The organism is Citreicella sp. C3M06 (assembly GCF_018860705.1).
Classification (GTDB): Bacteria; Pseudomonadota; Alphaproteobacteria; order Rhodobacterales; family Rhodobacteraceae; genus Salipiger.
The window spans coordinates 60,844-86,280 of sequence record NZ_JAHKQA010000073.1; the positions used below are offsets into that span (position 1 = coordinate 60,844).

29 protein-coding genes are annotated in these 25,437 nt (G+C 65.3%); 9 read left to right on the plus strand and 20 right to left on the minus strand.

Annotated elements, in window-relative coordinates; translation table 11 throughout:
* Positions 1-37 precede the first annotated feature (37 nt).
* The 8 genes from KO516_RS17150 to KO516_RS17185 form a co-directional block, all read right to left on the minus strand.
* Complete coding sequence (locus KO516_RS17150) at positions 38-349, minus strand: antifreeze protein (RefSeq protein WP_252737676.1); 312 nt, start codon at positions 347-349, stop codon at positions 38-40.
* Positions 346-651: an urease subunit beta gene (locus KO516_RS17155; RefSeq protein ID WP_216005015.1), complete on the minus strand. Its 306-nt coding sequence runs from the start codon at positions 649-651 to the stop codon at positions 346-348. The genes KO516_RS17150 and KO516_RS17155 overlap by 4 nt, the downstream gene beginning before the upstream one ends.
* Entirely contained in the window at positions 648-821 is a 174-nt protein-coding gene (locus tag KO516_RS17160) for a hypothetical protein (protein WP_216005016.1), read from the minus strand. The genes KO516_RS17155 and KO516_RS17160 overlap by 4 nt, the downstream gene beginning before the upstream one ends.
* Before the next feature lie 20 nt (positions 822-841).
* On the minus strand, positions 842-1,144 hold the full coding sequence (locus KO516_RS17165; protein ID WP_216005017.1) for an urease subunit gamma: 303 nt from the start codon (positions 1,142-1,144) through the stop codon (positions 842-844).
* A 3-nt stretch (positions 1,145-1,147) separates the two neighbouring features.
* The gene (locus tag KO516_RS17170; protein WP_371742098.1) at positions 1,148-1,984 is read right to left on the minus strand and encodes an urease accessory protein UreD; all 837 of its coding nucleotides are present in this window, start codon (positions 1,982-1,984) and stop codon (positions 1,148-1,150) included.
* Positions 1,981-2,769, minus strand: coding sequence for a 2-dehydro-3-deoxygalactonokinase (locus KO516_RS17175; RefSeq protein ID WP_216005018.1), 789 nt, complete (start codon positions 2,767-2,769; stop codon positions 1,981-1,983). Before KO516_RS17175 ends, KO516_RS17170 begins: the two co-directional genes overlap by 4 nt.
* 54 nt (positions 2,770-2,823) lie before the next feature.
* Positions 2,824-3,579 carry a sulfite exporter TauE/SafE family protein gene (locus KO516_RS17180; RefSeq protein ID WP_216005019.1) on the minus strand — a complete coding sequence of 252 codons (756 nt, stop codon included), beginning with the start codon at positions 3,577-3,579 and terminating at the stop codon, positions 2,824-2,826.
* A gap of 67 nt (positions 3,580-3,646) precedes the next feature.
* Positions 3,647-4,636, minus strand: coding sequence for a hypothetical protein (locus KO516_RS17185; protein ID WP_216005020.1), 990 nt, complete (start codon positions 4,634-4,636; stop codon positions 3,647-3,649).
* Positions 4,637-4,835: 199 nt separating this feature from the next.
* On the opposite strand from KO516_RS17185, the gene adh reads away from it, so the two are divergent.
* The 3 genes from adh (at position 4,836) to KO516_RS17200 (ending at position 9,552) form a co-directional block, all read left to right on the plus strand.
* The gene (gene adh, locus KO516_RS17190) at positions 4,836-6,356 is read left to right on the plus strand and encodes an aldehyde dehydrogenase (protein ID WP_216005021.1); all 1,521 of its coding nucleotides are present in this window, start codon (positions 4,836-4,838) and stop codon (positions 6,354-6,356) included.
* A gap of 248 nt (positions 6,357-6,604) precedes the next feature.
* Entirely contained in the window at positions 6,605-8,686 is a 2,082-nt protein-coding gene (locus KO516_RS17195) for a 4Fe-4S binding protein (protein ID WP_216005022.1), read from the plus strand.
* Positions 8,683-9,552, plus strand: coding sequence for an FAD:protein FMN transferase (locus KO516_RS17200; RefSeq protein WP_216005023.1), 870 nt, complete (start codon positions 8,683-8,685; stop codon positions 9,550-9,552). The genes KO516_RS17195 and KO516_RS17200 overlap by 4 nt, the downstream gene beginning before the upstream one ends.
* 3 nt (positions 9,553-9,555) lie before the next feature.
* On the opposite strand, the gene KO516_RS17205 is transcribed toward KO516_RS17200, so the two are convergent.
* Both KO516_RS17205 and pedF read right to left on the minus strand, forming a co-directional pair.
* On the minus strand, positions 9,556-10,446 hold the full coding sequence (locus tag KO516_RS17205) for an ABC transporter substrate-binding protein (protein ID WP_216005024.1): 891 nt from the start codon (positions 10,444-10,446) through the stop codon (positions 9,556-9,558).
* A complete protein-coding gene (gene pedF / locus KO516_RS17210; protein WP_371742099.1) occupies positions 10,446-11,120 on the minus strand; it encodes a cytochrome c-550 PedF in 675 nt (224 codons plus the stop codon). Before pedF ends, KO516_RS17205 begins: the two co-directional genes overlap by 1 nt.
* Before the next feature lie 158 nt (positions 11,121-11,278).
* Here pedF and KO516_RS17215 point away from each other — a divergent pair, with 158 nt between their 5' ends.
* The 4 genes from KO516_RS17215 (at position 11,279) to KO516_RS17230 (ending at position 15,085) form a co-directional block, all read left to right on the plus strand.
* Complete coding sequence (locus KO516_RS17215; RefSeq protein ID WP_216005025.1) at positions 11,279-12,442, plus strand: ABC transporter substrate-binding protein; 1,164 nt, start codon at positions 11,279-11,281, stop codon at positions 12,440-12,442.
* Between the two features lie 8 nt (positions 12,443-12,450).
* Positions 12,451-13,413, plus strand: a complete 963-nt coding sequence (locus KO516_RS17220) for a YVTN family beta-propeller repeat protein (protein ID WP_216005026.1) — start codon at positions 12,451-12,453, stop codon at positions 13,411-13,413.
* Between the two features lie 48 nt (positions 13,414-13,461).
* Positions 13,462-13,986: a tetratricopeptide repeat protein gene (locus KO516_RS17225; protein ID WP_216005027.1), complete on the plus strand. Its 525-nt coding sequence runs from the start codon at positions 13,462-13,464 to the stop codon at positions 13,984-13,986.
* Positions 13,987-14,158: 172 nt separating this feature from the next.
* Positions 14,159-15,085 (plus strand): L-lactate dehydrogenase, encoded by a 927-nt coding sequence (locus tag KO516_RS17230; protein WP_216005028.1) that lies wholly within the window; start codon positions 14,159-14,161, stop codon positions 15,083-15,085.
* Here the strand turns inward: KO516_RS17230 and KO516_RS17235 are convergent.
* Positions 15,082-15,306 carry a YdcH family protein gene (locus KO516_RS17235; RefSeq protein ID WP_009502421.1) on the minus strand — a complete coding sequence of 75 codons (225 nt, stop codon included), beginning with the start codon at positions 15,304-15,306 and terminating at the stop codon, positions 15,082-15,084. The genes KO516_RS17230 and KO516_RS17235 overlap by 4 nt on opposite strands.
* 169 nt (positions 15,307-15,475) lie before the next feature.
* Here KO516_RS17235 and KO516_RS17240 point away from each other — a divergent pair, with 169 nt between their 5' ends.
* Both KO516_RS17240 and KO516_RS17245 read left to right on the plus strand, forming a co-directional pair.
* Complete coding sequence (locus tag KO516_RS17240) at positions 15,476-15,886, plus strand: Hsp20 family protein (protein WP_216005029.1); 411 nt, start codon at positions 15,476-15,478, stop codon at positions 15,884-15,886.
* A gap of 3 nt (positions 15,887-15,889) precedes the next feature.
* Positions 15,890-16,117, plus strand: coding sequence for a DUF1150 family protein (locus KO516_RS17245; protein WP_216005030.1), 228 nt, complete (start codon positions 15,890-15,892; stop codon positions 16,115-16,117).
* Positions 16,118-16,138: 21 nt separating this feature from the next.
* On the opposite strand, the gene ribD is transcribed toward KO516_RS17245, so the two are convergent.
* The 9 genes from ribD to KO516_RS17290 all read right to left on the minus strand — a co-directional run bounded on the left by ribD (position 16,139) and on the right by KO516_RS17290 (position 25,290).
* Positions 16,139-17,209 (minus strand): bifunctional diaminohydroxyphosphoribosylaminopyrimidine deaminase/5-amino-6-(5-phosphoribosylamino)uracil reductase RibD, encoded by a 1,071-nt coding sequence (ribD, locus tag KO516_RS17250; protein ID WP_216005031.1) that lies wholly within the window; start codon positions 17,207-17,209, stop codon positions 16,139-16,141.
* A 17-nt stretch (positions 17,210-17,226) separates the two neighbouring features.
* On the minus strand, positions 17,227-17,694 hold the full coding sequence (nrdR, locus tag KO516_RS17255) for a transcriptional regulator NrdR (protein WP_216005032.1): 468 nt from the start codon (positions 17,692-17,694) through the stop codon (positions 17,227-17,229).
* 124 nt (positions 17,695-17,818) lie between these two features.
* Positions 17,819-18,226 (minus strand): secondary thiamine-phosphate synthase enzyme YjbQ, encoded by a 408-nt coding sequence (locus KO516_RS17260; protein WP_216005033.1) that lies wholly within the window; start codon positions 18,224-18,226, stop codon positions 17,819-17,821.
* Positions 18,227-18,270: 44 nt separating this feature from the next.
* Positions 18,271-18,528: a hypothetical protein gene (locus KO516_RS17265; RefSeq protein ID WP_216005034.1), complete on the minus strand. Its 258-nt coding sequence runs from the start codon at positions 18,526-18,528 to the stop codon at positions 18,271-18,273.
* A 219-nt stretch (positions 18,529-18,747) separates the two neighbouring features.
* Entirely contained in the window at positions 18,748-19,026 is a 279-nt protein-coding gene (locus KO516_RS17270) for an HlyU family transcriptional regulator (RefSeq protein ID WP_216005035.1), read from the minus strand.
* Positions 19,027-19,029: 3 nt separating this feature from the next.
* Positions 19,030-21,024, minus strand: coding sequence for an RNA polymerase sigma factor RpoD (gene rpoD / locus KO516_RS17275; protein WP_216005036.1), 1,995 nt, complete (start codon positions 21,022-21,024; stop codon positions 19,030-19,032).
* A gap of 148 nt (positions 21,025-21,172) precedes the next feature.
* Positions 21,173-23,155, minus strand: coding sequence for a DNA primase (dnaG, locus tag KO516_RS17280; protein WP_216005037.1), 1,983 nt, complete (start codon positions 23,153-23,155; stop codon positions 21,173-21,175).
* A gap of 78 nt (positions 23,156-23,233) precedes the next feature.
* A complete protein-coding gene (locus KO516_RS17285) occupies positions 23,234-23,560 on the minus strand; it encodes a hypothetical protein (protein ID WP_216005038.1) in 327 nt (108 codons plus the stop codon).
* A gap of 293 nt (positions 23,561-23,853) precedes the next feature.
* Positions 23,854-25,290 carry a Glu/Leu/Phe/Val dehydrogenase gene (locus KO516_RS17290; protein ID WP_216005039.1) on the minus strand — a complete coding sequence of 479 codons (1,437 nt, stop codon included), beginning with the start codon at positions 25,288-25,290 and terminating at the stop codon, positions 23,854-23,856.
* Positions 25,291-25,437: the final 147 nt, after the last annotated feature.

A 25,437-nucleotide genomic window follows, 5' to 3' on the forward strand; every position in this document is an offset into this window, starting at 1 on the left:
GCCCTCCTTGAGCGTGCCCTGTGTCAGCGTCGCATCGTCAGAGGTTTGGCCCGCGACGGGCAAGCCGCTTGCGGTTCGAGCGCGCCTTGCGCTCGAGCGGGACCGTCCATGCATCCAGCACCCGTTCCGGCGCGTCACCGTTCATTGCGGCGCGGCTGGCGCTCCACCAGCTTTGCAGGAAAGCCGGACCCTTTTCATTGACCATCCGCGCATTTTCGGACGGTTCGACCGACCACATTCCTGCCATGCCGAGCACACGATAGGCGATGACCTGCTGGGATTCGGCCACAAGCGAGCCGAGCTTGACCATGCTGCGCTGCCAGGCAAGCACGTCGTTGAACATATTCATAGTGAACCCATGACTTTCTGATTGAATCCATAAACCTTGCGGGCACCCGCAAGGGGGATAAGCGCGACCTCGCGCCGTTGTCCGGGCTCGAACCGCACCGCAGTCCCGGCCGCGATGTCAAGCCGGGTGCCGCGCGCGGCCTCCCTGTCGAAATCGAGCGCCGGGTTGGTTTCGGCGAAGTGGTAATGCGAGCCGACCTGTACGGGCCGATCACCGGTATTGGCCACCATCAGCACGATGGCCTCGCGCCCGGCGTTCAGCTCCAGATCACCCTCGGCGGGAAACAGCTCTCCGGGGATCACTTGCGCGACCTCACCCGCTTCAGCACCATGTGGCCCGCCAAGGCGGCGATGCCAAGCACCGCCACGGTCACCAGCCATGATGCGCCGTCATGAGGATGCAGATGGGCACCCTCGCCCGTATGGGCAAGGGCAGGCGCTGCAAAAAGCACGAGAGGCAAGGCGTATTTCATTCCAGGATTCCTTGGCGAGATCAGCGGATCGGGTTGTGAACGGTGACGAGCTTGGTGCCATCGGGGAAGGTCGCTTCGACCTGCACCTCGTGGATCATCTCGGGAACACCCTCCATGCATTGCTCGGCGGTGATCACCCGTGCCCCCGCCTCCATCATATCGGCCACCGAACGGCCGTCGCGCGCGCCTTCCACCACAGCGTCGGTGATCAACGCGATAGCCTCGGGATAGTTCAGCCTGACGCCGCGTCCGAGTCGTTTTCTTGCCACTTCGGCAGCTATTGCGACAAGCAGCTTGTCCTTTTCGCGGGGGGTCAATTGCATTGGTCAGATCATCCAGGGTCGTGGGAGTTCAGCGCCGCACAGATAGCGCAGGACAGAGGCAAGGTGGCCTCGCAAAGCGAAGCCGTCAACGGAAACCATACGAATTGCAACAAGATCCGGCGTCAGGGCGGACACGCCCGCCGTCTGCGGCAGCATTTCACGCAGGCGCTCGACGCAGCCCGAGGCTCCGGGGGCGGCGCGGAGCACCGTTGCCATCGCCCCCGCACCATTGGCTGTCGCCGGCTGCGACAGGATCTGCGCCGCATCGCCATCCAGCCGCAGACGGTCGGCGAAAACCAGCCTGCCGCCGATGCGCAGGTCGATCCGGTCGCGCAGGTGGATGTCGTGCAGCACCTCTCCCATGGCGCGGCGGCCAAAGATGAACGACTCGCAGGCGACAAGACGGGCATCTTCGGCCATGTCGATGCTCAGCCGTCGGTTCAGCGCCGCGCCTTCGAACAGGATCGTTTCCTGCGGCAACCAGTCAAGCCGCGCGCCAGCATCAACCGTAAGCTGTGTGGCAACGCGCCCCACCTGCCCCGGCACCGCCCGGTAGATGCGCTCGGCCGCCTGCGTGGTCATCACCAGATGCGCGCCTGCCTGCGCATGGGCGGCGACATCAAAGGCATCGCCCCCCGTCACCCCGCCCGAACTGTTGAGATAGACCGCCTGCAACTCATCTTTCCCGCGCGGGAACAGCAGCTTGGCGCTGCCCGACATATGCAGATCGTCGATGGTGCTGCGGCCATTGCGCAGCTTCGCCGACAGGCGCGCCTTGCCGCGCGCGCGCTGCGGCCTTGCGCCGATGTCAGCCAGATCGGTCGGGCTTTGCTGCGTCACGTCGCGGCCTCAAGCCCGGCATAGGCGCGTTTGAGCCCCTCAAGCGCCATACGCGCGCCATCTGCCACCAGCACCGGCAGGCCCTGCGCCTCGAGCGCGATGCGATGCGCCGCGCTGTCCCCGATCAACGCCACGTTCTGCCCCAGCCACCACGGCTTTGCCGCCGACAGCTCGACCCCGATCAGCCAGCCCAGCGCTTCGGAGCGGGCCGCGCCGCCCTGCCCCGCCATGAGGCGCGCCCGCAGCCCCGCAAGATCGCCGGTCAGCGCCGCCGGGCGACCCATGGCGCGATCCACCGCCGCGCGCAGCGTTTCCGGATCAAGCGCGTCGTCCAACACGCCCAGCGCCTCGGGGGCCTGAAGCAGGCGCAGCATCGTTCCGGTCAGAAAGCTGCGAAAACTCACGATTTCGCCCGCGCTGATCTGCACCCAGCGGGTCACCGCGCCGGGCAGGCAAAGCGCCCCGTCGAACCCGGGGTTGAGCGCGAGGAAACCCGCGATCCGCGTCGCCTCGAAGCCCATGTCGTCAAACGGCTGCGCCTGCCGCACGCCGGGCAGCAGATGAAACCGCCCGGAACGCAGCGGAGCGGGGATCGCGCAGGGCACTTGCGCCTCATGGCCGCGAGCACCAGACAGCAGCACCGGCAGATCCGGCAGCTCTGCCCCCAGTTCCGACACAGGCTCTGGCGCGGCATCGTGGCGGGCCAGCACATCGGGGCCGCGCATTTGCCATGTCAGCATCCTGTCGGGGGTAATTTCGACAGCGATCCAGTCAGCTTGGGTCATCGGGGTTCCTTTCCGCCCTTCGAGGTAGCGATCCGCTACGGCCCCGGCAAGGGCCTAGAGCCACGCCGCGCCCACCTCGAACAGCAGCTTCAGGCACAACAGCCCCAGCGCCGAATAGATTAGCGTAAAGAACAACCGTTCGGGCAGCAGGCGGGTGAAGCGAAAGCCCGCCCATGCCCCAAGCAGCGCCACCGGCGCCAGCACCGCCACCTGTTTCAGACTATCCCACGTCAGTTGACCCGCCAGCACATAGGTCGGCGCCTTCATCCAGTTGATGCAGGCAAAGACGATGGCCGTCGTGCCGGCAAAGGTCATTTTCGGCAGCTTCTGAGGCAGCATATAGGCCTGATAGGGCGGACCTCCGGCGTGGCTGATATAGCTGGTGAAGCCCGAAAGCGCGCCCCAGAAAAGACCGCGCAGAACGTCAGCATCGCGCGCGCGATAATCGCGTTTCAAACGTTTGCGCAATGCATCGGCGAGATAGCCAAGACCGATCAGCGCAACAACCAGCTTGGTCGCCTCGACCGGCACGCGGCTGACCAGCACAAAGGCGATCAACACGCCGATCGCGCCGGCGGGCACCAGAATGCGGATGTTGCGCAGCGAATATTGCCCGCGAAACAGCCAGATCGCATAGGCATCGGCAAGAATGTACATCGGCAGCAGCAGTCCCGCTGCCATGCCCGGTGGGATGAAGATCGACAGGATCGGCACGCCAAGCATGGCAACCATCGGAATGCCGCCCTTGGACATGCCGATAAAGAAAGTGGCCGCCGCCGCCGCGATCCAGAATCCTGCCGTTTGTTCCAAGCGCCATCCCCTGCCCGTGCCGCGACGGGTCTGGCACGGGGGCGCAGAAGGGGAAAGGGCAAAGCGGTCAGGCGGCTTTCGCGGCGTGCGCCTTGAGCAGCGGGTTGGTCAGTTCGACATCATCCTGAAGCGCGCGGCGCGGCGTCACCCCCGCCGCCGTCAGCTCGTCATGATAGATGCGCACCGCTTCGAACGAGCTTGCGCCATCGTGCACCACCCGTCGCATCGCGGTCAGCATCAGCACCGGATCGTCGCAATCAGCGCTGCTGCGGCTGAGCCCGCACAGCCGCGCACCATGCTTTTCCGCCTGCACCAGCCGTTCGAGACAGTCGCGGGTCGTGCCTTCGGTGCAACTGGTGATGCCGACCACGAGCCGCGAGGGATCCCAAGACGCCAGTTCCTCCATCGCGGCGGGGCCGTGATATTCGGTTTCCACAAACATCGGCCGTTCGCGCCGCGCGATGCCCGCCAGCATCCGTGCCAGCATGTCGTTGCGATAGCCCTCGGGCTTGGCTTCGCCGGTTTCCACGGCGACGCAGGGGTCGCTCACCTGAAGGAAATGCCGGATGCCGACCCGCCCCGCGATATCGCGAAATTCCGTATAGGCGGCCAGCGTCGCGTGATCGCGCGCCGGATCGTTGTAAAAGGTCATCCCGTATAGCCCGAGGCTGGCCACCGGCTTGACGGCATCAAGACGCGACGAGCGAAACGGCAGCCCCTGCGCGGTGACATAAGCCCCACCACGCACGCGCCAGCTTTCGGTCGGATCGTTCAGCCGCACCGCCGGCGTCGCGTTCGAACGCAGGTAGGCGCCATCGTCGGCCAGCGCCTCGGCGGTCGACAGCGAGGTGAGGACAATGTCGGCCAGATCCGATTCGATCACCCGCCTGACATCCGATCGATAGGACGACAGCGACCGGCCTTGCCCCATCGCATCCAGCCCGCTGGCGGAACAGCCGCGCAGCAGATCGGCATCCTTGGCGAAGGTGATGATGAAATCGCGCGGGCCATAGTTTCCCGCGGCGATCTTCGCCAGCTTTTCATCTATCCGTCTCATGCGCCCTCGCCTTCCCCGGTGTGACACGCCGGTGGGGCAGTCTAGTCCCGCACAGATTGAACATTCGTAAAGACCTGTCTCAGGGATGAGACACTTCGCCCCCGGCGCGGCGGGCGCGCCGATGACACGGCCCCCGACGGCAGCCCATGCTCAGCGCAGAGCCGGGTGGAGGACCCGGCATTCTTCAGGAGGACACGCAATGAACGTCATGAGTGAAACCGAAGGCAAGTACGCTTCGCCCTTCAAGGCCCGCTACGACAACTTCATCGGCGGCGACTGGGTCGCGCCCGTGGGCGGCCAGTACTTCAACAACATCACCCCGATCACCGGCGGCGTCGTCTGCGAGGTCGCCCGCTCTGGCGCGGCGGATGTGGAAAAGGCGCTGGACGCCGCCCATGCAGCGCGCGAAGCCTGGGGCAAGACCTCGGCCTCCGAGCGCAGCAACATCCTGCTGAAGCTGGCCGACCGGCTGGAAGCCAACCTTGAAATCCTCGCGCAGGCCGAAACCTGGGACAATGGCAAGCCGATCCGCGAGACCATGGCCGCCGACATTCCGCTGGCCATCGACCACTTCCGCTACTTCGCGGGCGTTCTGCGTGGGCAGGAAGGCAACATGTCGGAAATCGACCACGACACCGTGGCCTATCATTTCCATGAACCGCTCGGCGTGGTCGGCCAGATCATCCCGTGGAATTTCTCGATCCTGATGGCGGCGTGGAAACTGGCGCCCGCGCTGGCGGCTGGTAACTGCGTGGTGCTCAAGCCTGCCGAACAGACCCCCGCCGCGATCATGGTTCTGGCCGAACTGATCGCCGATTTGCTGCCCGCCGGTGTGCTGAACATCGTCAACGGCATGGGCGCAGATGTCGGCGCGCCGCTGGCCCGCAGCCCGCGCATCGCCAAGATCGCCTTTACCGGCTCCACGGAAACGGGCCGCAAGATCATGCAGGCCGCGACCGAAAACCTGATCCCCGTCACGCTGGAACTGGGCGGCAAATCCCCCAACATCTTCTTCAGCGACGTGATGGCCGAAGATGACGCCTTTCTCGACAAGGCCGTCGAAGGCTTTGTGCTGTTCGCCTTCAATCAAGGCGAAGTCTGTACCTGCCCCAGCCGCGCGCTGATTCAGGAAGACATCTACGACGAGTTCATCTCGCGCTGCATCGAACGGGTGCAGGCCATCAAGCAAGGCGATCCGCGCGACATCGACACCATGGTCGGCGCGCAGGCCTCGGCGGAACAGCAGGACAAGATCCTGTCCTACCTCACCATCGGGCGCGAAGAAGGCGCCGAAGTGCTTACGGGGGGCGATGCGGCGCGTTTCGACGGCGATCTGTCGAACGGCTTTTACATCCAGCCGACGATCCTCAAGGGGCACAACAAGATGCGGGTCTTTCAGGAAGAGATCTTTGGCCCGGTGGTGTCGGTGACCACCTTCAAGGACGAGGCCGAGGCGCTCGCCATCGCCAATGACACCATGTACGGGCTTGGCGCCGGTGTCTGGACCCGCGATGCCAACCGCTGCTACCGCTTTGGCCGCAACATTCAGGCGGGGCGCGTCTGGGTCAACAATTACCACGCCTACCCGGCCCACGCGGCCTTTGGCGGCTACAAGCAATCGGGCGTCGGGCGCGAGAACCACAAGATGATGCTCGACCACTACCAGCAGACCAAGAACATCCTGATGAGCTACAACCCCAACAAGCTGGGCTTCTTCTAAAGGCTCCTCCTGTCCGGGGCGGGTTTGCGCAAGCGCCGTGCCCCGGACACGCAAGATCGCTGCGCTGGTTGGCGCGGCGATCCAGCGCGGTGGCTTGTGTGCCTTCCCCCACGAGGCCACCGCGCCCTTTCCCTACGCCTGTCTGCAACAGCCGCTCAGGCCGCATCCACCTCGCACAGAGGCGGGCCGGATATCCCCGCGACTTTGGTCGAATCGGCAGACCGCGCGGTCTTGGATACCAATGCGCCATGCGCCTGCTTCTTGCCCTTCTGCTTGGCCTTGCCGCCCTGTCCGCCCGCGCCGATCCGATGGATCGCGCCGCGATGGAACGCTTTGTCTATGCCCCCTACGGGCTGGGCGAACCCGTCAATGACAAGGGCGTGTGGGAGCTGCTCAACTCCGGCGGAGGCCTTGCGGGCTATGCGTTTGAAACCGCGCTGATGGCCCCGCTGCCGGGCTTTTCCGGCGCGCCGATCAACGTCTTCGTCATGCTTGATCTCGAAGGGGCAATCCGCGACGTCAAGCTGATCGCCCATAACGAGCCGATCTTTGTCTCGGGGCTGGGCGAGGCGCCGTTTCGTGGCTTTCTCGAACAATACGCCGGGCGTTCGATTTCCGAAACCATGGTGGTTGGCAGTGCCTATGGCAGCGCCGCCGACGGCTCTGGCCTTGTCTATCTGGACGGGGTGACCAAGGCGACGGCCAGCGTGCGCATCGCGCATGAAAGCATCATGGCCGCCGCCCGCGAGGTGGCGCGCGAAAAGCTGGCGGGGGTGTCTTCGGGCCCGCCCGCCCGGCCCGACCCTGATTACGACGAGCCGCTGGACTGGGACGCGCTGGTGGACCAAGGCATCGCCACCCATCACCTCACCAGCAACGCTGCGGTCGACGCGCTGTTCGCCGGCACGATCTGGGCCGATGACGACCCGGCGGCGGGCGAGGCCCCCGATGCGCCCTATCTTGACCTCTGGGTGATCGACATCGGCCCGCCCAGCATCGCGCGCGCGGTGCTCTCGCCCGATACGCTGGGCGAATTGCAGCGGTTCCTTGATATCTCGCCCGACGAGGAGCCCCTGCTGCTGATCGAAAGCGGGCGGCACGGGCTGGTGTCGGAGGATTTCGTGCGCAACACCGCCCCCGACCGGCTGGCCGCCGAACAGGACGGGCTGCCGATCGCGCTGCGCGACGCCGATCTGCTGGTCGAACTGGCGGCCGGGCTGCCGGACGCCCTGCAGGATGGCACCGCGATGATCCTGCGCACCGACCGGCGGCTGGGCTTTGACCCATCGCGCGAATGGACGCTGAAGGTCGAGGCGGTGCGCGCCCATGGCATGTTCCAGCCCGCAATCGGACGGCAGGAAATCCTTGTCTCTGCGCAGACGCCCGAACGGTTCTTTCTCAAGCCGCAGGTGGTGCAGACCCTGCCGCCGTGGCGCGAGGCGATCCGAGGCCGGCAGACCGATCTGCTGCTGCTGTGCGGCTTCCTTGTCGTGCTGCTGATTGCCGTCGGCCCGCTGCAAAAGCATATCGCGCGGCGCCCGGCGCTGACGCCGCTGCGGCTGGGGCTGCTGACGGTGATGACCGGCTTCGTCGGGTTCTGGGGTCAGGGGCAATTGTCGATCGTGACGCCTTTGGGCGTGCTGCGCACGGCGCTTGAGGGCGGCAGCTTTGCCTTCCTGCTCTATGATCCGTTCTCGTTGCTGGTGTGGATCGCGGCGGGAGCCGGGTTCGTGCTGTGGGGGCGCGGGTTCTTTTGCGGCTGGCTCTGCCCGTTCGGCGCGTTGCAGGAATTCGCGGCGCATCTCGGGCGGCGGCTGCGCCTGCCGCAGATCGAGCCAACGCCGCGCTGGGATCGCCGGTTGAAAGGGCTCAAATACGTGGTGCTGGCGGGCATGGTGGCGACGGTGTTCCTTGCGCCCGGCAAGATCGACACCGTGGCCGAGATCGAGCCGTTCAAGACCGCGATCACCACCTATTTCCAGCGCGCATGGCCCTATGTGCTCTGGGCGGCGGGGCTGCTGGCGCTGTCGATGGTGCTGTTCAAGGGGTTTTGCCGCTACCTCTGCCCGCTGGGCGCGCTCATGGCCATCGGCGGGCTGCTGCGCAGGCGCGACTGGATCGCGCGGCGCAAAGGGTGCGGCGCGCCCTGCCAATTGTGCCGCGTGCGCTGCCGCTACGGGGCGATCGAGAAGTCCGGCAAGATCGCCTATTCCGAATGCTTCCAGTGCCTTGACTGCGTTCAGATCTACGCCGACCCCAAACAATGCGTGCCCCTCGTGCTCACCGCCCGCAAGGGCCGGCCCGTTGCGCCGCTGGAGCCTGCCGAATGATGCTGTCCCGTCGCCGCTTCCTGAGCATTTCCGCCGCCGCGCTGAGCATGGGGGCAAGCGCTGCGCCCGCCCGCTGGAGCGGCCTCGCGCTGGGGGCCGAGGCGCAGATCACCCTGCACGGCCCCGGCGCCACCGAGGCCCTGCCCCGCGCCATCGCCCGCCTGCGCGAGATCGAGGCGGCGTTCAGCCTGTATGACCCCGACTCCGAAGTGTCGCGGCTCAACCGCGCGGGCAGACTGGTGCCCTCGCAGGATTTCGCCGCGCTGATGGCGCTGGCGGATCGGGTGCATCGGGCGACCCAAGGGCAGTTCGACCCCACGGTTCAGCCGCTCTGGCAGGCGCTGGCGCGGGGCCAAGATACCGGCGACGCGCGCCAGTTGATCGGCTGGGAAAAGGTCCAGCGCGCGCCACAGGTGGTGCTGGGCAAGGGTCAGGCGCTGACCTTCAACGGCATCGCGCAGGGCTATGCCACCGACGCGGTGGCCGATCTGCTGGAAACCCGGGGGTTCGGGCGCGCATTGGTCAATATCGGGGAATTCCGGGCGCTTGGCGGGCCGTGGCGGCTGGGTCTGGCGGACCCCGGTCAGGGTCTGCTGGGCTCGCGCACGCTGACCGGCGGCGCGGTGGCCAGTTCCAGCCCGTCGGCGCTGATGCTGGGGGCTCAGGCGCATATTCTCAGCCCGCAGGGCGGCGCGGCCCTCTGGTCGACGGTCTCGGTGGAATGCCCCAGCGCTGCGCTGGCCGATGCGCTGTCGACCGGGTTTTGCCTGATGGACGAAGCGGCGATCCGCGCTGCGATCCGCCACATTCCGGCCCGGGTCACGCTGGTGGATGCGGGCGGCAACCTGCGCCGCCTGCCCGCCTGACCCCTAGCGTTCCGGCGCCAGATGCGTCAGCCCGTATCGGGCAAAGATCGCCGCGATGCTGCCGTCGTCCAGCCCGGCGCGGATGGCATCGTCGACCGCATAGCCCAGCGCCCGGTAGCGCGTGTGAACCGCCACCCCCACCGTCCAGTGGCTGACGGCAAAGCCCGCCAGTGGCGGCTGGTGGATCGCGGCGCCCGCGCCCAGCCCGTATTCCAGCTGCGCCAGCGGGCCCATTGCGGCCATGGTCTCGCCCGCGCTCAGCGCCTGCATCGCCGCACCATAGGACGGATAGCGCCGCACCCCCTGCGCCAGTTGCCCGCCCGCAAAGGAGGTGAGGTAGAAATCGGCGATGGAATCGTTTTCGACCGCAACCGTGTCAAAGCGAAAATAGGCCGGAACCGGGGGGTCTTCGGGGTAGGCGTCCTTGCGATAGGCGATGGCCACCCGCTCGGCGGCGTATTGCCCGGTGAACACCACCTGATCGACGCGGCAGGCGTATTCGCTGTCATAGGGCACATGCATCATCAGGTTTGACACCGCCCCGCCCACCACCGGCCCCTGCCAGATGGTGTTGCGCAGATCGCCGTCGAGATTTTCGGCGGCGGGCACCAGATGGAACCGCGCCTCGACCCCCAGCCCCTTGGCGATCAGCCGACCGATGTCGATATCGACCCCGGCAGGCTTGCCGCCCTGCTGAAAGGACCAAGGCGCAAAGTCTTCGTAAGCGGCGATGTCGATGTAGCCACGCTCGATGATCTCGTCGAGATCCTTGCCCACGATATCGCGGCTGGCGTTCTGCGGCTTGGCCTGCGGAACCCAGTCTTCACAACGCGCGAAAGCCGGGCCTGCAACGGCAAGCCCGGCCAGCGCGGCAAGCAACAGGCGGCGTTTCATCAATGCGCCGCCGACAGCCCGATGGTCAGCGTTTCGGCCGCATGGGTCAGATCATCGGGATACGCCTGAAGCTGGCCCGCCGCGCGAAAGGCGATGCTGTCGGCGACAGGCGCGCCCGACAGGGTCTCGATCTCGCCGGCGATCTCGGTCAACCGCGCCACGGTGGCGTCGACGTCCACATCGCCCGAGGCAAGGTGATCACGGATCGCCTTCAGCTCGTCCTGCCGCTCGTCGATCATGGCGTCGTCGGGGCGGGTTTCGACATAGGTGCGGATCGCCCAGGCGGCTTTCTGCCCCAGCAACTCGCCAAAGGCGGGCATCTTGGTGATGCCATTTTGCGTATAGCCTTCGCGGAACCGCTCCATGAACCACTCATCGCCATACTCCTCTGCCTCGAGAAAACGCAGATCGGGGGCCAGCCCGCCGGAGATCACCTCGAGCCCGTGGCAACGCGCACAGTTCTGGTTGTAGCCCGACGCACCGATGCTCACCGCCGCCTGCCACACCTCTTCACCGGCATCGCGGTAGGGGTTTTCGGTCAGCCAGTCTTCGCCGATATCGGGCAGCGCATCGGTGTTGACCGGCTGCGGGGCGACATCGCCATGGGCCAGCGCAAGGCTTGCGCTGAACAAAGCAGCAGCGCTGGCAAGCGCGGCACGGGTCATCGTTGACATGCTGGGAACCTCCTCCGGATGCGTCTCTTCGTCGATGCCTAGCAAGCCCCCCGCAGCGGCAATATTGCACCTTGGTCGCGAAGCCCCCCGATCTGCGACCATGGTCCTACGGCATGACGCCCCGGCGCAGAGTAGCGTGTCGGCAAGGAGGACAGTTCATGCGCATCTTGGGTCTTGCCGCCCTGTGTTCGCTGGCGTTAAGCGCGGCTGCCGCGTCGGAAACCACGCTGCGGATCGGCTATCTTGGCGTCGATCGCATCGCGCCGCCGGTGCTGTCGAATCTCGATCCCGACCCGGCGGATCTTGGCCTTGCGGGCGCGCGGCTGGGGCTGAGCGACAACGCCACCACCGGGCGCTTCATGGGGCAGACATGGCAGATGGAGGAAACCCGCGTCCCACCGGGCGGCGATGCGCTGGCCGCGGCACGGGCCGCGCTGGCGTCAACAAAGCTGCTGGTGATCGACGCCCCCGCCGGGACCCTGTTGCAGATCGCCGATCTTCCCGAGGCGCAGGGCGCGCTGTTGTTCAACGCCACCGCCCCCGACACGCGGCTGCGCAGCATGGATTGCCGCGCCAACCTGCTGCACAGCGCGCCGTCAAACGCCATGCGCGCCGATGCGCTGGCGCAGTTCCTCGTGTCGCGACGCTGGAGCGATGTTGCACTGATCTCTGGCCCGCTCCCCGAGGACATCGCCTTTGCCGATGCGCTGAAAGCCTCGGCGCAGAAATTCCAGCTGGATCTGGTGGGCGAAAAGCCGTGGCGCTTTGACGCCGACATGCGCCGCAGCGCCTCGTCCGAAGTGCCGCTGTTCACGCAGGAACTGGGCGATCACGATGTGCTGCTGATCGCTGACGAGACGCATGATTTCGGGCGCTACATCGCCTATAACACATGGGATCCGCGCCCCGTCGCCGGATCCGAAGAGCTGGTGCCCGAAGCCTGGGCGCCGGTGATGGAACAATGGGGCGCGGCGCAGCTGCAATCGCGTTTCGAGGACAGCGCCCAGCGCGACATGCGCAGCGCCGATTATGGCGCTTGGGCCGCCCTGCGCACGCTGGGCGAGGCGGTGACCCGCACCGGATCGGACGATCTGACCACGCTGCGCGCCTATATCCTGTCGGACGCGTTCGAACTGGCCGGCTTCAAGGGCCGCCCGCTGAGCTATCGCGACTGGAACGGCCAGCTGCGCCAACCGATCCCGCTGGTCACCGCACGCGCCGTAGTCGCCTCTGCCCCGCTCGAAGGCTTCCTGCATCAGGGCAACGAGCTCGACACGCTGGGGCTCGACGCCCCGGATTCCGCCTGCACCGCGTTTCAATGAGGCATCCCATGTTTCGCACCACCGCCCTTGCCTTGCTGCTGGCCACCCCCGCCCTTGCGGATGAAATCTGGGTGACCAATGAAAAGGACAACACCATCAGCGTGATCGACACCGCCACGCTGGAGGTTACACGCACCATTGCCACCGGCGAGCGCCCGCGCGGCATCACCTTTTCCGCCGATCATTCCGTGGTCTATATCTGCGCCTCCGACAGCGACGCGGTGCAGGTGATGGACCCGGTGTCGGGCGAGATCCTGCACGATCTGCCCTCGGGCGAAGACCCCGAACAATTCGTGCTGCACCCCGACAACCGGCGGCTGTACATCGCCAACGAGGATGATGCGATCACCACCGTGGTCGATACACAGACCCGCCGCGTCATCGCACAGATCGACGTTGGCATCGAACCCGAAGGCATGGCGGTCAGCCCCGATGGCAAGACGGTGATCACCACCTCGGAAACCACCAACATGGCGCATTGGATCGACACCGGCACCGAGACGATCTTTGCCAACACGCTGGTCGATTCGCGCCCCCGTCACGCAGAATTCGTCAAAGACGGCGCCGAGCTTTGGGTGTCTGCCGAGATCGGCGGCACGGTGACGGTGTTCGACACATCCGACCAGTCGGAAAAGGCGAAACTGCATTTCGCCATCAAGGGCGTGCATGACGATCTGATCCAGCCCGTCGGGTTCGAGCTGACGCCGGACGGCAAGACCGCCTTTGTCGCGCTCGGGCCGTCGAACCACCTCGCGGTGGTGAACGCCGAGACCTACGAGGTCGAACAGTATATCCTTGTGGGGCGGCGCGTCTGGCACATGGCCTTTGATCGCGATCACGCGCAGCTGTTCACCACCAATGGCATCTCGGGCGATGTGACGGTGGTCGACGTGGCCACGCGCAAGGCGGTGAAAACGATCAAGGTGGGCCGCTACCCATGGGGCGCGGCCTTCCGGCCAACCGAGGGCTGATCGAAGGCAGGCCCTTCGAGCGCTGATGCCCCGCAAAGGGAGGAAGACATGCGACACCTTTGGATGCTTGCCTTGCTGGCAAGCCCCGCTCTGGCGGATCAATACGGCACCACCAACCCCGAAGAGCTGACATGGCGGTCGGTGCGCGACAAGGCAGAGCGCGGGCAGACCGACATGATGACCTGCGCCGCGGGCTACATGATGACCAAATCCGGCGATCATGACACCGCCCGCGCGATCTTCGAAGCCTGCGCCGCGGCGGGCTATACCCGCGCGATGACATGGATGAGCTACATGGAGCAGAACGGCTTTGGCGGCGCGTTCAATCCCGAAGCGGCCGCCGACTGGGACAGGCAGGCCGCCGAGGCGGGCGATCCGGTGGGCCAGTTCAACCACGGGCTCGACCTGATGCGAGGCTTCGGCACCCGGCAGGACGAAGCGCGCGGGCGGGACATGATCGACCGGGCGGCACACGCCGGGCTGGAGATCGCTCAGCGGCTTCAGGGCGCGGATTATAACCTCGACGAGGTGACGCCGGATGCCGACAACTGGCGCTACGCCCCGCTGTTCTGACCCAAGCCGTTGATTGCCATTACAAATTTGCGTCCGAACGCATCGGAACGCTCTTAAACAGCGCCCCGCCCGGCGCTGTTCAGGGCCCACGTGATCCCTGCCAGAGTGACGCACTGTTCATCACGCGACATGCATGCCAGTTTGAACCCGAACAGCCATGAGGAAACGCGTCATGAAGGTAGGAATCGTCGGGGTCGGCATGGTCGGATCGGCCGCGGGCTATGCGCTCGCGCTGCGCGGCGGAGCGAGCGAAATCGTGCTGGTAGATCAGTCGCTTGCCTTTGCCCGCGCCCAGGCCGAAGATATCTCGCACGCGGTGCCCTTCGCGCATCCCTGCCGGGTGCTCGCCGGCGGGTACGAGGCGCTCGAGGGGGCCGAAATGGTCATTCTCGCTGCCGGGGTCGCGCAAAAGCCGGGCGAGTCGCGCCTCAGCCTGTTGTCCCGCAACGCCGATGTCTTTGCGCAGGTGATCTCCGGCGTGCGCAAGGCCGCGCCGGATGCGATCCTGCTGGTGGCGTCGAACCCGGTCGACATCATGACTGACGTGGCGCTGCGCATTTCCGGCCTTCCGGCGGCGCGGGTGATCGGATCTGGCACCATCCTCGACACCGCGCGCTACCGCAGCCTGATTGGGCAGCACCTCGGCATCGCGCCGCAATCGGTGCATGCCTATGTGCTTGGCGAACATGGTGATTCCGAGGTTCTGGCCTGGGCCTCGGCGCGGGCAGGTTCGCAGCCGGTCGAACGCTTTGCCGCGCAGGTCGGGGCGCCGATCACCCAGGATGTGCGCGATCAGATCGACGACGCCGTGCGCCGCGCCGCCTATCGCATCATCGAAGGCAAGGGCGCCACATGGTACGGAATCGGCGCCGGGCTGGCCCGCATCGTGCAGGCGGTGGGCGGCGATCAGCGCTCGGTGCTATCGGTATCGATTGCCACGCCCGAGGTCGAGGGGGTCGAAAACGTCGCGCTCAGCCTGCCGCGCGTCGTCGGGCGCGAAGGGGTCATCGCCACGCTGCGCCCCGAACTGTCCAGCGCCGAGTCCGAGGCGCTGCGCCGCTCAGCCGAAATGCTCAAGGAGACGGCATCGCAGCTTTAGGCAATGATGTCAGGCGTCAGGCGATCTTCGATCAGGGCGATCTTGTCCTTCAGGAACAGTTTCTTCTTCTTGAGGCGCTGCAGGGTCAGCTGGTCGGCGACCCCCCGTTCGTGCAGCGCGTTGATGGCATCGTCCAGATCGCGGTGTTCTCGCTTGAAAACCTCCAGCTCGATCCGCAGCACCTCCTCGGTTTTCATCGAGATGTCTTGCGGCGCATCCATTCGGGCGATCTCCTTGCAATGCAGGTATTTAGATTAACAAACTGTCGCGGCTTGGCAAAGCCATTGCAAGGGGCTTGCGCCGCCTTCGCGCCTTTCCCATATTATTCCCACGAGGGTTGCCGCAAGCGCGGGGCCCGACCGACGGTCGCTTTTCCGCAAAGGACGTGTCATGAGCAAACTGACCCTGGGATCGTATCCCCATATGCTTGGTTTCGAGCAGCTCGAGCGTCTGCTTGAACGCACCGCCAAGACCAGCGAGGGCTATCCGCCCTTCAACATCGAACAGACATCCGAAAGCGCCTATCGCATCACGCTGGCCGTGGCCGGGTTTTCCGAAAGCGATCTGAGCATCACCGTCGAAGACCGCCAACTGGTCATCCGCGGACGCCAGCGCGACGATTCGGCCGAGCGAATTTTTCTGCATCGCGGCATTGCCGCACGGCAGTTCCAGCGCAGCTTTGTGCTGGCCGACGGGGTCGAGATTGGCGAGGCCATCATCGAGAATGGTCTCCTTCACGTCGATCTGACCATCTCGAGACCCGAGACCGTGGTGCAGACGATCCAGATCAGAAAGGGGTAACTCATGGACACGAAATACGATTTCACTCAGCACGATGCCGACCGCATCGTCTACGTGCGCCCTGTCGACGCCGAGGATCTGCCCGCCGAGGTGCAGGACCAGCTAGGCGGGCTCAAGACGCTTTACGCCGTGCACAATGCGCTTGGCGAGCGGCTGGCGCTGGTCAAGGATCGCAATCTGGCGTTTCAACTGGCACGGCAAAATGATTTTGCGCCGGTGACGGTGCACTGACCGCGGGGCTTCGGCCCCGCCCTATCCGCGCCGCCAGCGATGCAGCACATCGCCGCCGATGGCGCGGACCTCTTCCAGCACGAACCGGGGCGCTTCGGCCAGATGGTCGACGCCCATGGCGCCGATTCCGGGCCGCCCTTCGGCCCCCAGCGCGATGCCGGCGGTAAACCCGACCAGCTCGTCAACCAGATCCGCCGCCAGCAGCGAGGCCGCCAGCTGGCCGCCACCCTCGCAAAACACCCGCGTCAGCCCCTCGGCCCCCAGTTTCGCCAGCAGCGAGGCCGGATCGATGCGCCCGGCGCGGATGTCGCATTGCAGCAACTTCGCGCCGCAGCTCTCCCACGCCTTGCGCGTCAGCGACGCGGCGTCGGAGCCATGTGCCACCCAGACAGGAACCTCGCGGGCGCTGCTGGCGAGCTTGCTCATCAGCGGCACGTCGATCAGCCGTGAGGCGATCACCCGCACCGGCTGGCGCGTCGCGCCAAACTCGCGCACCGTCAGCGCCGGGTCATCCGCCCGCGCCGTGCCCGCGCCGACCATCACCGCATCGTGGCGCGCCCGCAGCCCATGCACATAGCGCCGCGCCTCTGGCCCGGTGATCCATTGGCTTTCGCCGGTGGCGGTGGCGATGCGCCCGTCAAAGCTGTTGGCCAGTTTCAGCGTGACCAGCGGGCGGCCCTCTGCGACCCGCAGGAAAAACCCCGCGTGATCGCGCGCTGCCTGCTCGCCAAGCACACCGGTGACAACCTCGACCCCGTGCCTGCGCAGATAGTCGAACCCCCGCCCCGACACCCGTGCATCGCTGTCGGTCATCGGCGCGACCACGCGCGCGATGCCAGCGTTCACCAGCGCTTCGCAGCAGGGCGGCGTCTTGCCATGATGGGCGCAGGGCTCCAGCGTGACATAGGCGGTGGCGCCGCGCGCCGCATCGCCAGCCTGCGCCAGCGCCTGCGGTTCGGCATGGGGGCGACCGCCGGGCGCGGTCACGCCCCGCCCCACGATGCGACCATCCTTCACGATGACACAGCCGACCGCCGGGTTGGGCCAGCATTGCCCCATCCGCCTGCGCCCAAGCCGCAGGGCGTGCGCCATGTGGTCGTGATCAGAGATCACTTGTCGATGGGGCCGACCGGCCGCAACTCGCTGACGAATTTATCGAAATCATCCGCCGCCTGAAAATTCTTGTAGACGCTGGCAAAGCGCACATAGGCCACGGTGTCAATCCGGGCCAAGGTTTCCATGACGATCTCGCCAATCTGCTTCGAGGCGATATCGGTATCGCCAAGGCTTTCCAGCCGTCGCACGATGCCGCTGATCATCTGCTCGACGCGCTCTGGCTCGATCGGGCGTTTTTGCAGGGCGATGCGGATCGAGCGTTCCATCTTGGTGCGGTCGAAATCCTCGCGGCGCCCGTTCGACTTGATCACCACCAGATCGCGCAGCTGCACGCGTTCATAGGTAGTGAAGCGGCCACCGCAGGCCGGGCAGAACCGGCGACGGCGGATCGAGACATGCTCTTCCGCCGGGCGCGAATCCTTCACTTGGGTGTCGATATGTCCGCAAAACGGGCAGCGCATGGTCTGTCCCCCTATCCTATCCCGCCTCTGGTGTGGGGTTTGCCCCACTTATCCACAGAGACTATAGGCGAGCCGCCAGACCTTGGGTAGCCCGTAAATGTCGCAACAACATGCAGGCCTTAGATCAGGGTGAAAGATGCGCCACCACGTCGCGCCGATGCGCTGCGTCGCGATGTTCGAACAGGTAGATCCCCTGCCATCTTCCCAGCATGAGGGCCCCATCGCTCACCGGGATCGACAGCGACACCGGCAGAAGCGCCGCCTTGATATGCGCAGGCATATCATCGGGGCCCTCGTAAGTGTGGGTGAGATAGCGCATGGACGGGTCGGTGGTCGGCGGCACCAGTCGATGGAAAAAGGCGCGCAGATCGCTGCGCACCTCGGGATCGGCGTTTTCCTGAATGAGCAGCGAGGCCGAACTGTGCCTGATGAACAACGTCAGCAGCCCGGTGCCCTCGACCCAATTGGCGACATCGCGGGTGAATTCGTAAAGCCCCTGCCCCCGCGTCGGAATGGTAAAGATGGTCTGCATGGGCGGTCCCGCGGTATGGCCCCGTAGGCAGGGCATAGGGTGGCTCAGGCGTCGATCGAGATGGCGCAAACCACGCTTGGCAACCCGGCGCTGCCTTCGAACAGGAGCGGACTGCCATCGTCCGCCACACCCGGCATCGCACCGACCTCGCGCAGCGCGCGTTCGCAATCGGCAAGCCGATCCGGCGCAACCTCGATCCGGATGATCTCGGAGGGCTCGGTGATCATCGCATCGGTGGCGGCAAAACCGGTGACAGCGATCATCGCGGCGGCAACGCTAAGGGTGGCAAGGCGGAACATCATGGCGGGCTTCCTTGTTACTCTTGCCTGATCAACACCCTGAAACCGTTAATGTTCCCTCTATTCAGACACGAGCCTCAGGGATTGAGCCGCCTTATCCCCAGCTTTTTGCCCAAAGTCATCAGGCCCTGCTCAAAGGCAAGGCAGTGTCGGTGTCTCTGCATAAGATGTGGCAAGGCCATGAACGCCAAGACGTGGGGCCCGCGCGGGCCCCAACAACCGTCAGCCGAACAGGCGCAAGCCCTGCTCGTCGATCATCTGCTGCGCCTTGCGCACCGAAGCCGCGATGGCCTCTTCCCGGTCGCGGATCACGTCAGCGCGGACAAGCTGGTGAGACTTCGTCTCGCCCTCGACCTCGGCTTCGATCAGCGCGGCAATGCGAAAGCCATCGCCTTCTTTGAGCGGCGCGGGGGTGATGCGAAAGTCCTTGTACGCGACCGCCTCTGCCTGCGGTTCGGGGGCAGAATTGCCCCCGCCGAACAGTTTCTTGAAAAACGACATGGCTTACTGGTCCAAAAAGCTGCGCAGCTTGCGCGAGCGCGACGGATGCTTGAGCTTGCGCAGGGCCTTGGCTTCGATCTGACGAATGCGTTCGCGGGTCACGCTGAACTGCTGGCCAACCTCTTCAAGCGTGTGATCGGTGTTCATGCCGATGCCAAAGCGCATCCGCAGAACCCGCTCTTCGCGCGGCGTCAGCGACGACAGAACCCGTGTCGTGGTTTCCTTCAGGTTTTCCTGAATGGCGGAATCCAGCGGCAGGATCGCGTTCTTGTCTTCGATGAAATCGCCAAGCTGGCTGTCTTCCTCGTCGCCGATCGGTGTCTCGAGCGAGATCGGCTCCTTGGCGATCTTCATCACCTTGCGGACCTTCTCGAGCGGCATCTGCAGCTTTTCCGCCAGCTCTTCCGGGGTCGGCTCGCGGCCGATCTCGTGCAGCATCTGGCGGCCAGTGCGGACCAGCTTGTTGATCGTCTCGATCATGTGGACCGGGATACGGATGGTGCGCGCCTGATCCGCGATGGACCGGGTGATCGCCTGCCGGATCCACCACGTTGCATAGGTCGAGAACTTGTAGCCACGGCGGTATTCGAACTTGTCCACCGCCTTCATCAGGCCGATGTTGCCTTCCTGAATGAGGTCGAGGAACTGCAGACCGCGGTTGGTGTATTTCTTGGCGATCGAGATCACCAGACGCAGGTTCGCCTCGACCATTTCCTTCTTGGCCTGACGCGCCTCTTTCTCGCCCTTCTGCACCTGATTCACGATGCGGCGGAATTCGCTGATATCAAGGCCGACATACTGGCCGACCTGCGCCATATCGGAGCGCAGCGCTTCGACCTTGTCCGAGAACCGCTCGATGAACATCTGCCAGGCGCGACCCGGCTTTTCGTTCATCCGCTCCATCCAGTTGGGATCAAGCTCGCGGCCACGGTACTCATCGACGAATTCGCGGCGGTTGATGCGAGCCTGATCGGCCAGCTTCACCATCGCCGAGTCGATCGACATGATGCGCTTGTTGATGCCGTAAAGCTGGTCGATCAGCGCTTCGATGCGGTTGTTGTGCAGGTGCAGCCCGTTCACCAGCTCGACGATCTCGCCGCGCAGCTTCTGGTAGATGACCTCGTCATCGGCGTCGAAGGTGCCATCCTCGTTCAGGGTCGCGCTGATGCGCGCGTCCTGCATGGCAGCAAGGTTCTCGTAATCCTGCGCGATGCGATCCAGCGTTTCCAGCACGCGCGGCTTGAGCGCGGCTTCCATCGCCGCAAGCGACATGTTCGCCTGCTCGTCCTCGTCCTCGTCGTCGTCGGTGCGGATCGGGTTGCCGTCGGCGTCCAGCTCGGGCTCGTCGCGCTTGGGCTTTTCCACCGTGGCGCCCGAGGTATCGATCACCGGCTCTTCAAGACCGCCCTCTTCGTCAAGCTGGTTGCCGAAGGTGGTTTCAAGGTCGATCACATCGCGCAGCAGGATGTCTTCGGACAGAAGTTCCTCGCGCCAGATGGTGATCGCCTGAAAGGTCAGCGGGCTTTCGCACAGCCCGAGGATCATCGTGTTGCGACCGGCCTCGATGCGCTTGGCGATGGCGATTTCACCTTCGCGCGATAGCAGCTCGACGCTGCCCATCTCGCGCAAGTACATGCGCACCGGATCATCGGTCCGGTCAAGCTTTTCAGTCGCGCCGGACGACAGCGCCACGTCCTTGCCGCGCGAGGCGTCGACAAGTTCGGTCGAGCCCTTGTTCGGGCTGTTGCCGTCTTCGTCGGCTTCCTCGTCTTCCTCGGTGACCTGAATGCCCATTTCCGAGAGCATCGACATCACGTCTTCGATCTGGTCGGAAGAGACCTGATCGGGCGGAAGAACCTGGTTCAGCTGATCGTAGGTGATGTAGCCACGCTCGCGCGCCTCTGCGATCATCTTCTTGACCGCGGCCTGGCTCATGTCGAGGCTGTGCGCATCGTCAGAGGTGTCCGGCTTGGCGTCGTCGTTGTCTTTGGCTGCCATTAGAAGAAGTGCTCCATCCGAGGGAGGCGGCCCCGTCGGGCCGGCGTTCACGCGATAAGATTGATTCGATTCCCCGAATCATGATTGGAATCGACTGATTCGGCCAGAGATCCTAGCGCGATTTCCTCCATAATTTCTGACCGAACATCTAGTTCGGCCCTTTTGAAAAGCGAATCTGGTCCCAGATGGCCTCGGCCCGCTTCTTTTCCTCCCTGTCGATTCGCATCCCGTTGGGGGCGATCTCAAAGTCGGTCTGGGCCTCGTCCTTGCGCAGGACAGCCTCGTTGCGGGCCTTTGCGGCCTGGCCGAGCCGCCATGTCAGCGCCTCGTCCGCGAGATCCCGTAGATCCTCTTCCGCCTCGTCTATCTCGGCGGCCAGCCCTTTCTGCGCGTCGATCTTGCCCAGCTCCTCCGCCACCGTCAGGCGGGCGAGCGAGATGTCACCGGGCGTACGCAGGCAGGGAACGATTGCCACATGGCGTGCCGAGAGCAAGGTTTCAAGAGCCATCGGCCCGATTGCCTGCTCGCAGGCGTCGCGCAGCGCGCCCGGTTCAGTCTCGCGGCAGCGCATCAGCACGTCACGCAGGGCGGCGCGATCGGGGTCGGCGCAGTCGAGCGAGTCAAGCTGATGCTCGAATTCGGGGATCAGCTCGGGCGTGGTCAGCAGCACGGCGAGAATCACCGCCTCGCGCAGCTCGGCCTCGGCGTGCTCTCCGGCAGAGGCCAGAAGCGAGGCCCGCGCGCTGGAGGTCGAGGGCAGCGGCGCGTCCCATTTGCGCCACTTGCCCTTGCCGCGCGCGCCGCCTTGATACCCCTGCCCGCCCTGAAAGCCGCGCTGCTGGCGTTGCGGGCGGAACAGCTGATAGCGCAGCTCCTTGATCTCGTCGCCGTAATGGCGACGCAGGCCCTGATCCTGAATGGCCCGCAGCACGTCGCGCAGCCGGGCATCCAGCGTCGCCTTGCGCTCGGGGCTGTCGAACACCTTGCCTTCGGTCTCGCGACGCCAGAGCAGCTGCACCATGGGCAGCGCCGCATCCAGCACCTTGGTCACGGCACCCGCGCCTTCGGCGCGCAGAAGATCGTCCGGGTCCTTGCCTTCGGGCATCAGGGCAAAGCGCAGCGATTTGCCCGCCTCGAGCACCGGCAGCGCAAGGTCGATCACCCGGTAGGCCGCCCGCAGCCCCGCCTTGTCGCCATCCAGCGCCATGACAGGTTCCCCCGACACGCGCCAGATCATCTGAAGCTGGCTTTCGGTCACCGCCGTGCCCAAAGGCGCGACGGCGGCACCAAAGCCCGCTTCGGACAGCGCGATCACGTCCATGTAGCCCTCGGCCACCACCAGCCGCTGCCCCTTGCCCGCTGCTTCGCGCGCGGCGCGCAGGTTGTAGAGGTTGCGCCCCTTGTCGAACAGCTCGGTCTCGGGCGAGTTGAGGTATTTGGCGTTGTCGTTCGGATCCATCGCGCGCCCGCCAAAGGCGATGGCGCGGCCCCGACCGTCGCGGATCGGGAACATGATGCGATTGCGGAACACATCATAGGGATCGCGCCCCTTGTCCGAGGCGCGCGTCAGCCCGACCGCAAGCATCAGCTCGTCCGAAACCCCCTGCCCGCGCAGATGGTCGCGCAGGTTCTGCCAGCCCTCGGGGGCGAAGCCGATCTCGAAACGGTCCCGCACCTCTGCCGACAGGCCGCGCCGGTCAAGATAGCTGCGCGCCTGCGCCGCCGCCCCGCCGTTCAGCTGCATCCGGAACCAGCGCACCGCCTGCTCCATGATCTCGGCCAGCTCTTCGTGGCGCGAGGCCTTCTTCGCCGCCTGCGGATCGCGCGCGGGCATCGGCATGCCAGCCTCGCGGGCAAGGATCTCGATCGCTTCCATGAATTCGACGTTCTCGGATTCGCGGATGAAGGAAATCGCGTCGCCCTTCGCCTGACAGCCAAAGCAGTAGTAATAGCCCTTGCGGTCATCGACATGGAATGAGGCGGATTTTTCCTGATGGAACGGGCATGGCGCCCACATGTCGCCCTTGGCCTGATTGGATTTGCGCGTATCCCACATGACCTTGCGCCCCACGACCTGAGACAGGCTCGTACGGTTGCGCAACTCGTCAAGGAAACCGGGGGGAAGACTCATGGGGCGAATATCCACCCAGCCGCGCCCCGAGTCCAGACACCGCGTTGTGGCAAGCCACGCATCACCGGCCCGCCCGCGCTATTGCGCCTCACATTGGGTTTTCCACGCCGCGCCCACCGCCGGGGTCAACTGGTCCTTTGGCAGCGACCACACCCATTCGACCAGCATGTCGCCCGCCTCGCGTCCGAGGCGCTCGCGCAGCGGCGCGCGGGCCTTGGCCCTGCTTTGCCCGTCGGCGCGGGCAGCCACCGTTTCGGCAACCAGCCGCGCGGTGAGGTCGCAGGTGCTTTCGTTCTGCACCATTTCGCCCTGCCCTGTTTTGCCATGGCCCGTTTCGCCCCGCCCTGTTTCGCCCAGAGCAGGCCCTGCCAGCAGCAGGGCACCAACAATCCATAATGCGCGCATCACCATCCCCTCAAAAAAACACCGCGCCGCATACAGCAAGCGGCCCCGCCTGTCACGACGAGGCCGATGCTCTTGCGTCGGTACAGCGTCAAACCTGCGGCATCGGCATCCGGGGCCGAAAGCACCAGCGCGTCGCCAAGACGCTTTGCTCAGCCTGCGCCGGACGCGCCCCGATCCGCAAGGGCGTCACCGCCCCGGCCACGATCCGCCGGACATCGCGCAAGGCAGGTCATGCGACTGCCACCCAGCCCGTCAAACCGCGTGTTCACCGGGCTGGGTTGCGCAGAGATGCCTCAAAGCCCCTTGGCGCGGTAGCTTTTCGCCACCCGGTCGATGGCGGTGATAAAGGCGGCGGTGCGCAGATCAGAGACATCGTCGCGCCCATGCCAGACCTCGCGCATAGACTGATAGGCGGTGCGCATCGTGTCATCGAGCCCCGAGCGCACAAGTTCCAGCTCGTCGGCGCCGCGCAGGTACTTGTCCTTGAACGTAGGCGACAGCGACCACCTATCCCCCATCGCCGCATCGAGCCGTTCCAGTTCGTCGACGACAAGCTGGTGGCGCGCTTCTTCCTGACGGCGCTGCATCCTGCCAAAGCGGATATGGCTGAGGTTCTTGACCCATTCGAAATACGACACCGTCACCCCGCCCGCATTGGCGAACAGGTCGGGGATGATGACCGTGCCGCGGGCGCGCAGGATATCGTCGGCCCCGGCGGTGATCGGGCCATTGGCCGCCTCGAGGATCAGCGGCGCCTTTATCCGGTGCACATTGGACAGGTTGATCACCCCTTCCAACGCCGCCGGGATCAGGATGTCGCAGTCAGCCTCGAGCACCGAGGCGCCAGAGGCCACGGTGTTCGGCTCGTGATAGCCGGTCAGCCCGCCGTGGCGCACCAGCCAGTCGCGCACCTGTTCGACGTGAAGCCCGTCTGGATCATACAGCGCGCCGTCGCGTTCGACGATGCCGACGATCAGCGCGCCGTCTTCCTCCGACAGGAACTTGGCCGCGTGATAGCCGACATTGCCCAGCCCCTGCACCACGATGCGCTTGCCATCGAGCTTGCCCGACAGACCCGCCGCCGCCACGTCCTCGGGGTGGCGGAAGAATTCGCGCAGGGCGTATTGCACGCCGCGCCCGGTCGCCTCCGTGCGGCCCTGAATGCCGCCGGCATTGATCGGCTTGCCGGTCACGCAGGCGCGGGAATTGATGTCGGTGGTGTTCATCCGGGCATATTGATCGGCGATCCACGCCATTTCCCGCTCGCCCGTGCCCATGTCGGGCGCGGGCACGTTCTGGCTCGGGTGGATCAGATCGCGCTTGATCAGCTCATAGGCAAAGCGCCGGGTGATCAGCTCCAGCTCATGCTCGTCATAGTCGCGCGGATCGATGCAAAGCCCGCCCTTCGATCCGCCGAACGGCGTCTCGACCAGCGCGCATTTGTAGGTCATCAGCGCCGCCAGCGCCTCGACCTCGTCCTGATCGACGGAGGCGGCGTAGCGGATGCCGCCCTTGACCGGCTCCATATGTTCGGAATGCACCGCACGGTAGCCGGTAAAGGTCTGGAGCTGCCCGCGCAGCCGCACCCCGAAGCGCACCGTATAGGTGGCGTTGCACACGCGGATCTTCTGTTCGAGCCCCGGGGGCAGATCCATCAGCGCCGCGGCGCGGTTGAACATCAGATCGACGCTCTGACGGAATGTCGGCTCATTTGCCGGTGCTGCGCACATGTCGGTCTCCTCCCGTTTTGGCGAATGCAAAGAGGGCCTGCTCTGCCCCGATTCTGCCAGGAACAGCTTCGCAGAGAATGGTTTCCAATCTCAGAAGCCGTGAACGATTCTCTTTTTCAACAAACTTGCACCTTCTTTGCAGGGTTT

Coding starts and splice junctions, on each gene's coding strand:
- KO516_RS17225 (WP_216005027.1), top strand. CDS start 13,462: ATGCGACACCTTTGGATGCTTGCCTTGCTGGCAAGCCCCGCTCTGGCG.
- rpoD (WP_216005036.1), bottom strand. CDS start 21,024: ATGGCAGCCAAAGACAACGACGACGCCAAGCCGGACACCTCTGACGAT.
- KO516_RS17185 (WP_216005020.1), bottom strand. CDS start 4,636: ATGAGACGGATAGATGAAAAGCTGGCGAAGATCGCCGCGGGAAACTAT.
- nrdR (WP_216005032.1), bottom strand. CDS start 17,694: ATGCGCTGCCCGTTTTGCGGACATATCGACACCCAAGTGAAGGATTCG.
- KO516_RS17230 (WP_216005028.1), top strand. CDS start 14,159: ATGAAGGTAGGAATCGTCGGGGTCGGCATGGTCGGATCGGCCGCGGGC.
- KO516_RS17215 (WP_216005025.1), top strand. CDS start 11,279: ATGCGCATCTTGGGTCTTGCCGCCCTGTGTTCGCTGGCGTTAAGCGCG.
- KO516_RS17290 (WP_216005039.1), bottom strand. CDS start 25,290: ATGTGCGCAGCACCGGCAAATGAGCCGACATTCCGTCAGAGCGTCGAT.
- KO516_RS17200 (WP_216005023.1), top strand. CDS start 8,683: ATGATGCTGTCCCGTCGCCGCTTCCTGAGCATTTCCGCCGCCGCGCTG.
- KO516_RS17240 (WP_216005029.1), top strand. CDS start 15,476: ATGAGCAAACTGACCCTGGGATCGTATCCCCATATGCTTGGTTTCGAG.
- KO516_RS17260 (WP_216005033.1), bottom strand. CDS start 18,226: ATGCAGACCATCTTTACCATTCCGACGCGGGGGCAGGGGCTTTACGAA.
- KO516_RS17195 (WP_216005022.1), top strand. CDS start 6,605: ATGCGCCTGCTTCTTGCCCTTCTGCTTGGCCTTGCCGCCCTGTCCGCC.
- pedF (WP_371742099.1), bottom strand. CDS start 11,120: ATGTCAACGATGACCCGTGCCGCGCTTGCCAGCGCTGCTGCTTTGTTC.
- KO516_RS17235 (WP_009502421.1), bottom strand. CDS start 15,306: ATGGATGCGCCGCAAGACATCTCGATGAAAACCGAGGAGGTGCTGCGG.
- adh (WP_216005021.1), top strand. CDS start 4,836: ATGAACGTCATGAGTGAAACCGAAGGCAAGTACGCTTCGCCCTTCAAG.
- ribD (WP_216005031.1), bottom strand. CDS start 17,209: ATGGCGCACGCCCTGCGGCTTGGGCGCAGGCGGATGGGGCAATGCTGG.
- KO516_RS17205 (WP_216005024.1), bottom strand. CDS start 10,446: ATGAAACGCCGCCTGTTGCTTGCCGCGCTGGCCGGGCTTGCCGTTGCA.
- KO516_RS17150 (WP_252737676.1), bottom strand. CDS start 349: ATGAATATGTTCAACGACGTGCTTGCCTGGCAGCGCAGCATGGTCAAG.
- KO516_RS17175 (WP_216005018.1), bottom strand. CDS start 2,769: ATGACCCAAGCTGACTGGATCGCTGTCGAAATTACCCCCGACAGGATG.
- KO516_RS17285 (WP_216005038.1), bottom strand. CDS start 23,560: ATGCGCGCATTATGGATTGTTGGTGCCCTGCTGCTGGCAGGGCCTGCT.
- dnaG (WP_216005037.1), bottom strand. CDS start 23,155: ATGAGTCTTCCCCCCGGTTTCCTTGACGAGTTGCGCAACCGTACGAGC.
- KO516_RS17220 (WP_216005026.1), top strand. CDS start 12,451: ATGTTTCGCACCACCGCCCTTGCCTTGCTGCTGGCCACCCCCGCCCTT.
- KO516_RS17160 (WP_216005016.1), bottom strand. CDS start 821: ATGAAATACGCCTTGCCTCTCGTGCTTTTTGCAGCGCCTGCCCTTGCC.
- KO516_RS17270 (WP_216005035.1), bottom strand. CDS start 19,026: ATGTCGTTTTTCAAGAAACTGTTCGGCGGGGGCAATTCTGCCCCCGAA.
- KO516_RS17245 (WP_216005030.1), top strand. CDS start 15,890: ATGGACACGAAATACGATTTCACTCAGCACGATGCCGACCGCATCGTC.
- KO516_RS17165 (WP_216005017.1), bottom strand. CDS start 1,144: ATGCAATTGACCCCCCGCGAAAAGGACAAGCTGCTTGTCGCAATAGCT.
- KO516_RS17265 (WP_216005034.1), bottom strand. CDS start 18,528: ATGATGTTCCGCCTTGCCACCCTTAGCGTTGCCGCCGCGATGATCGCT.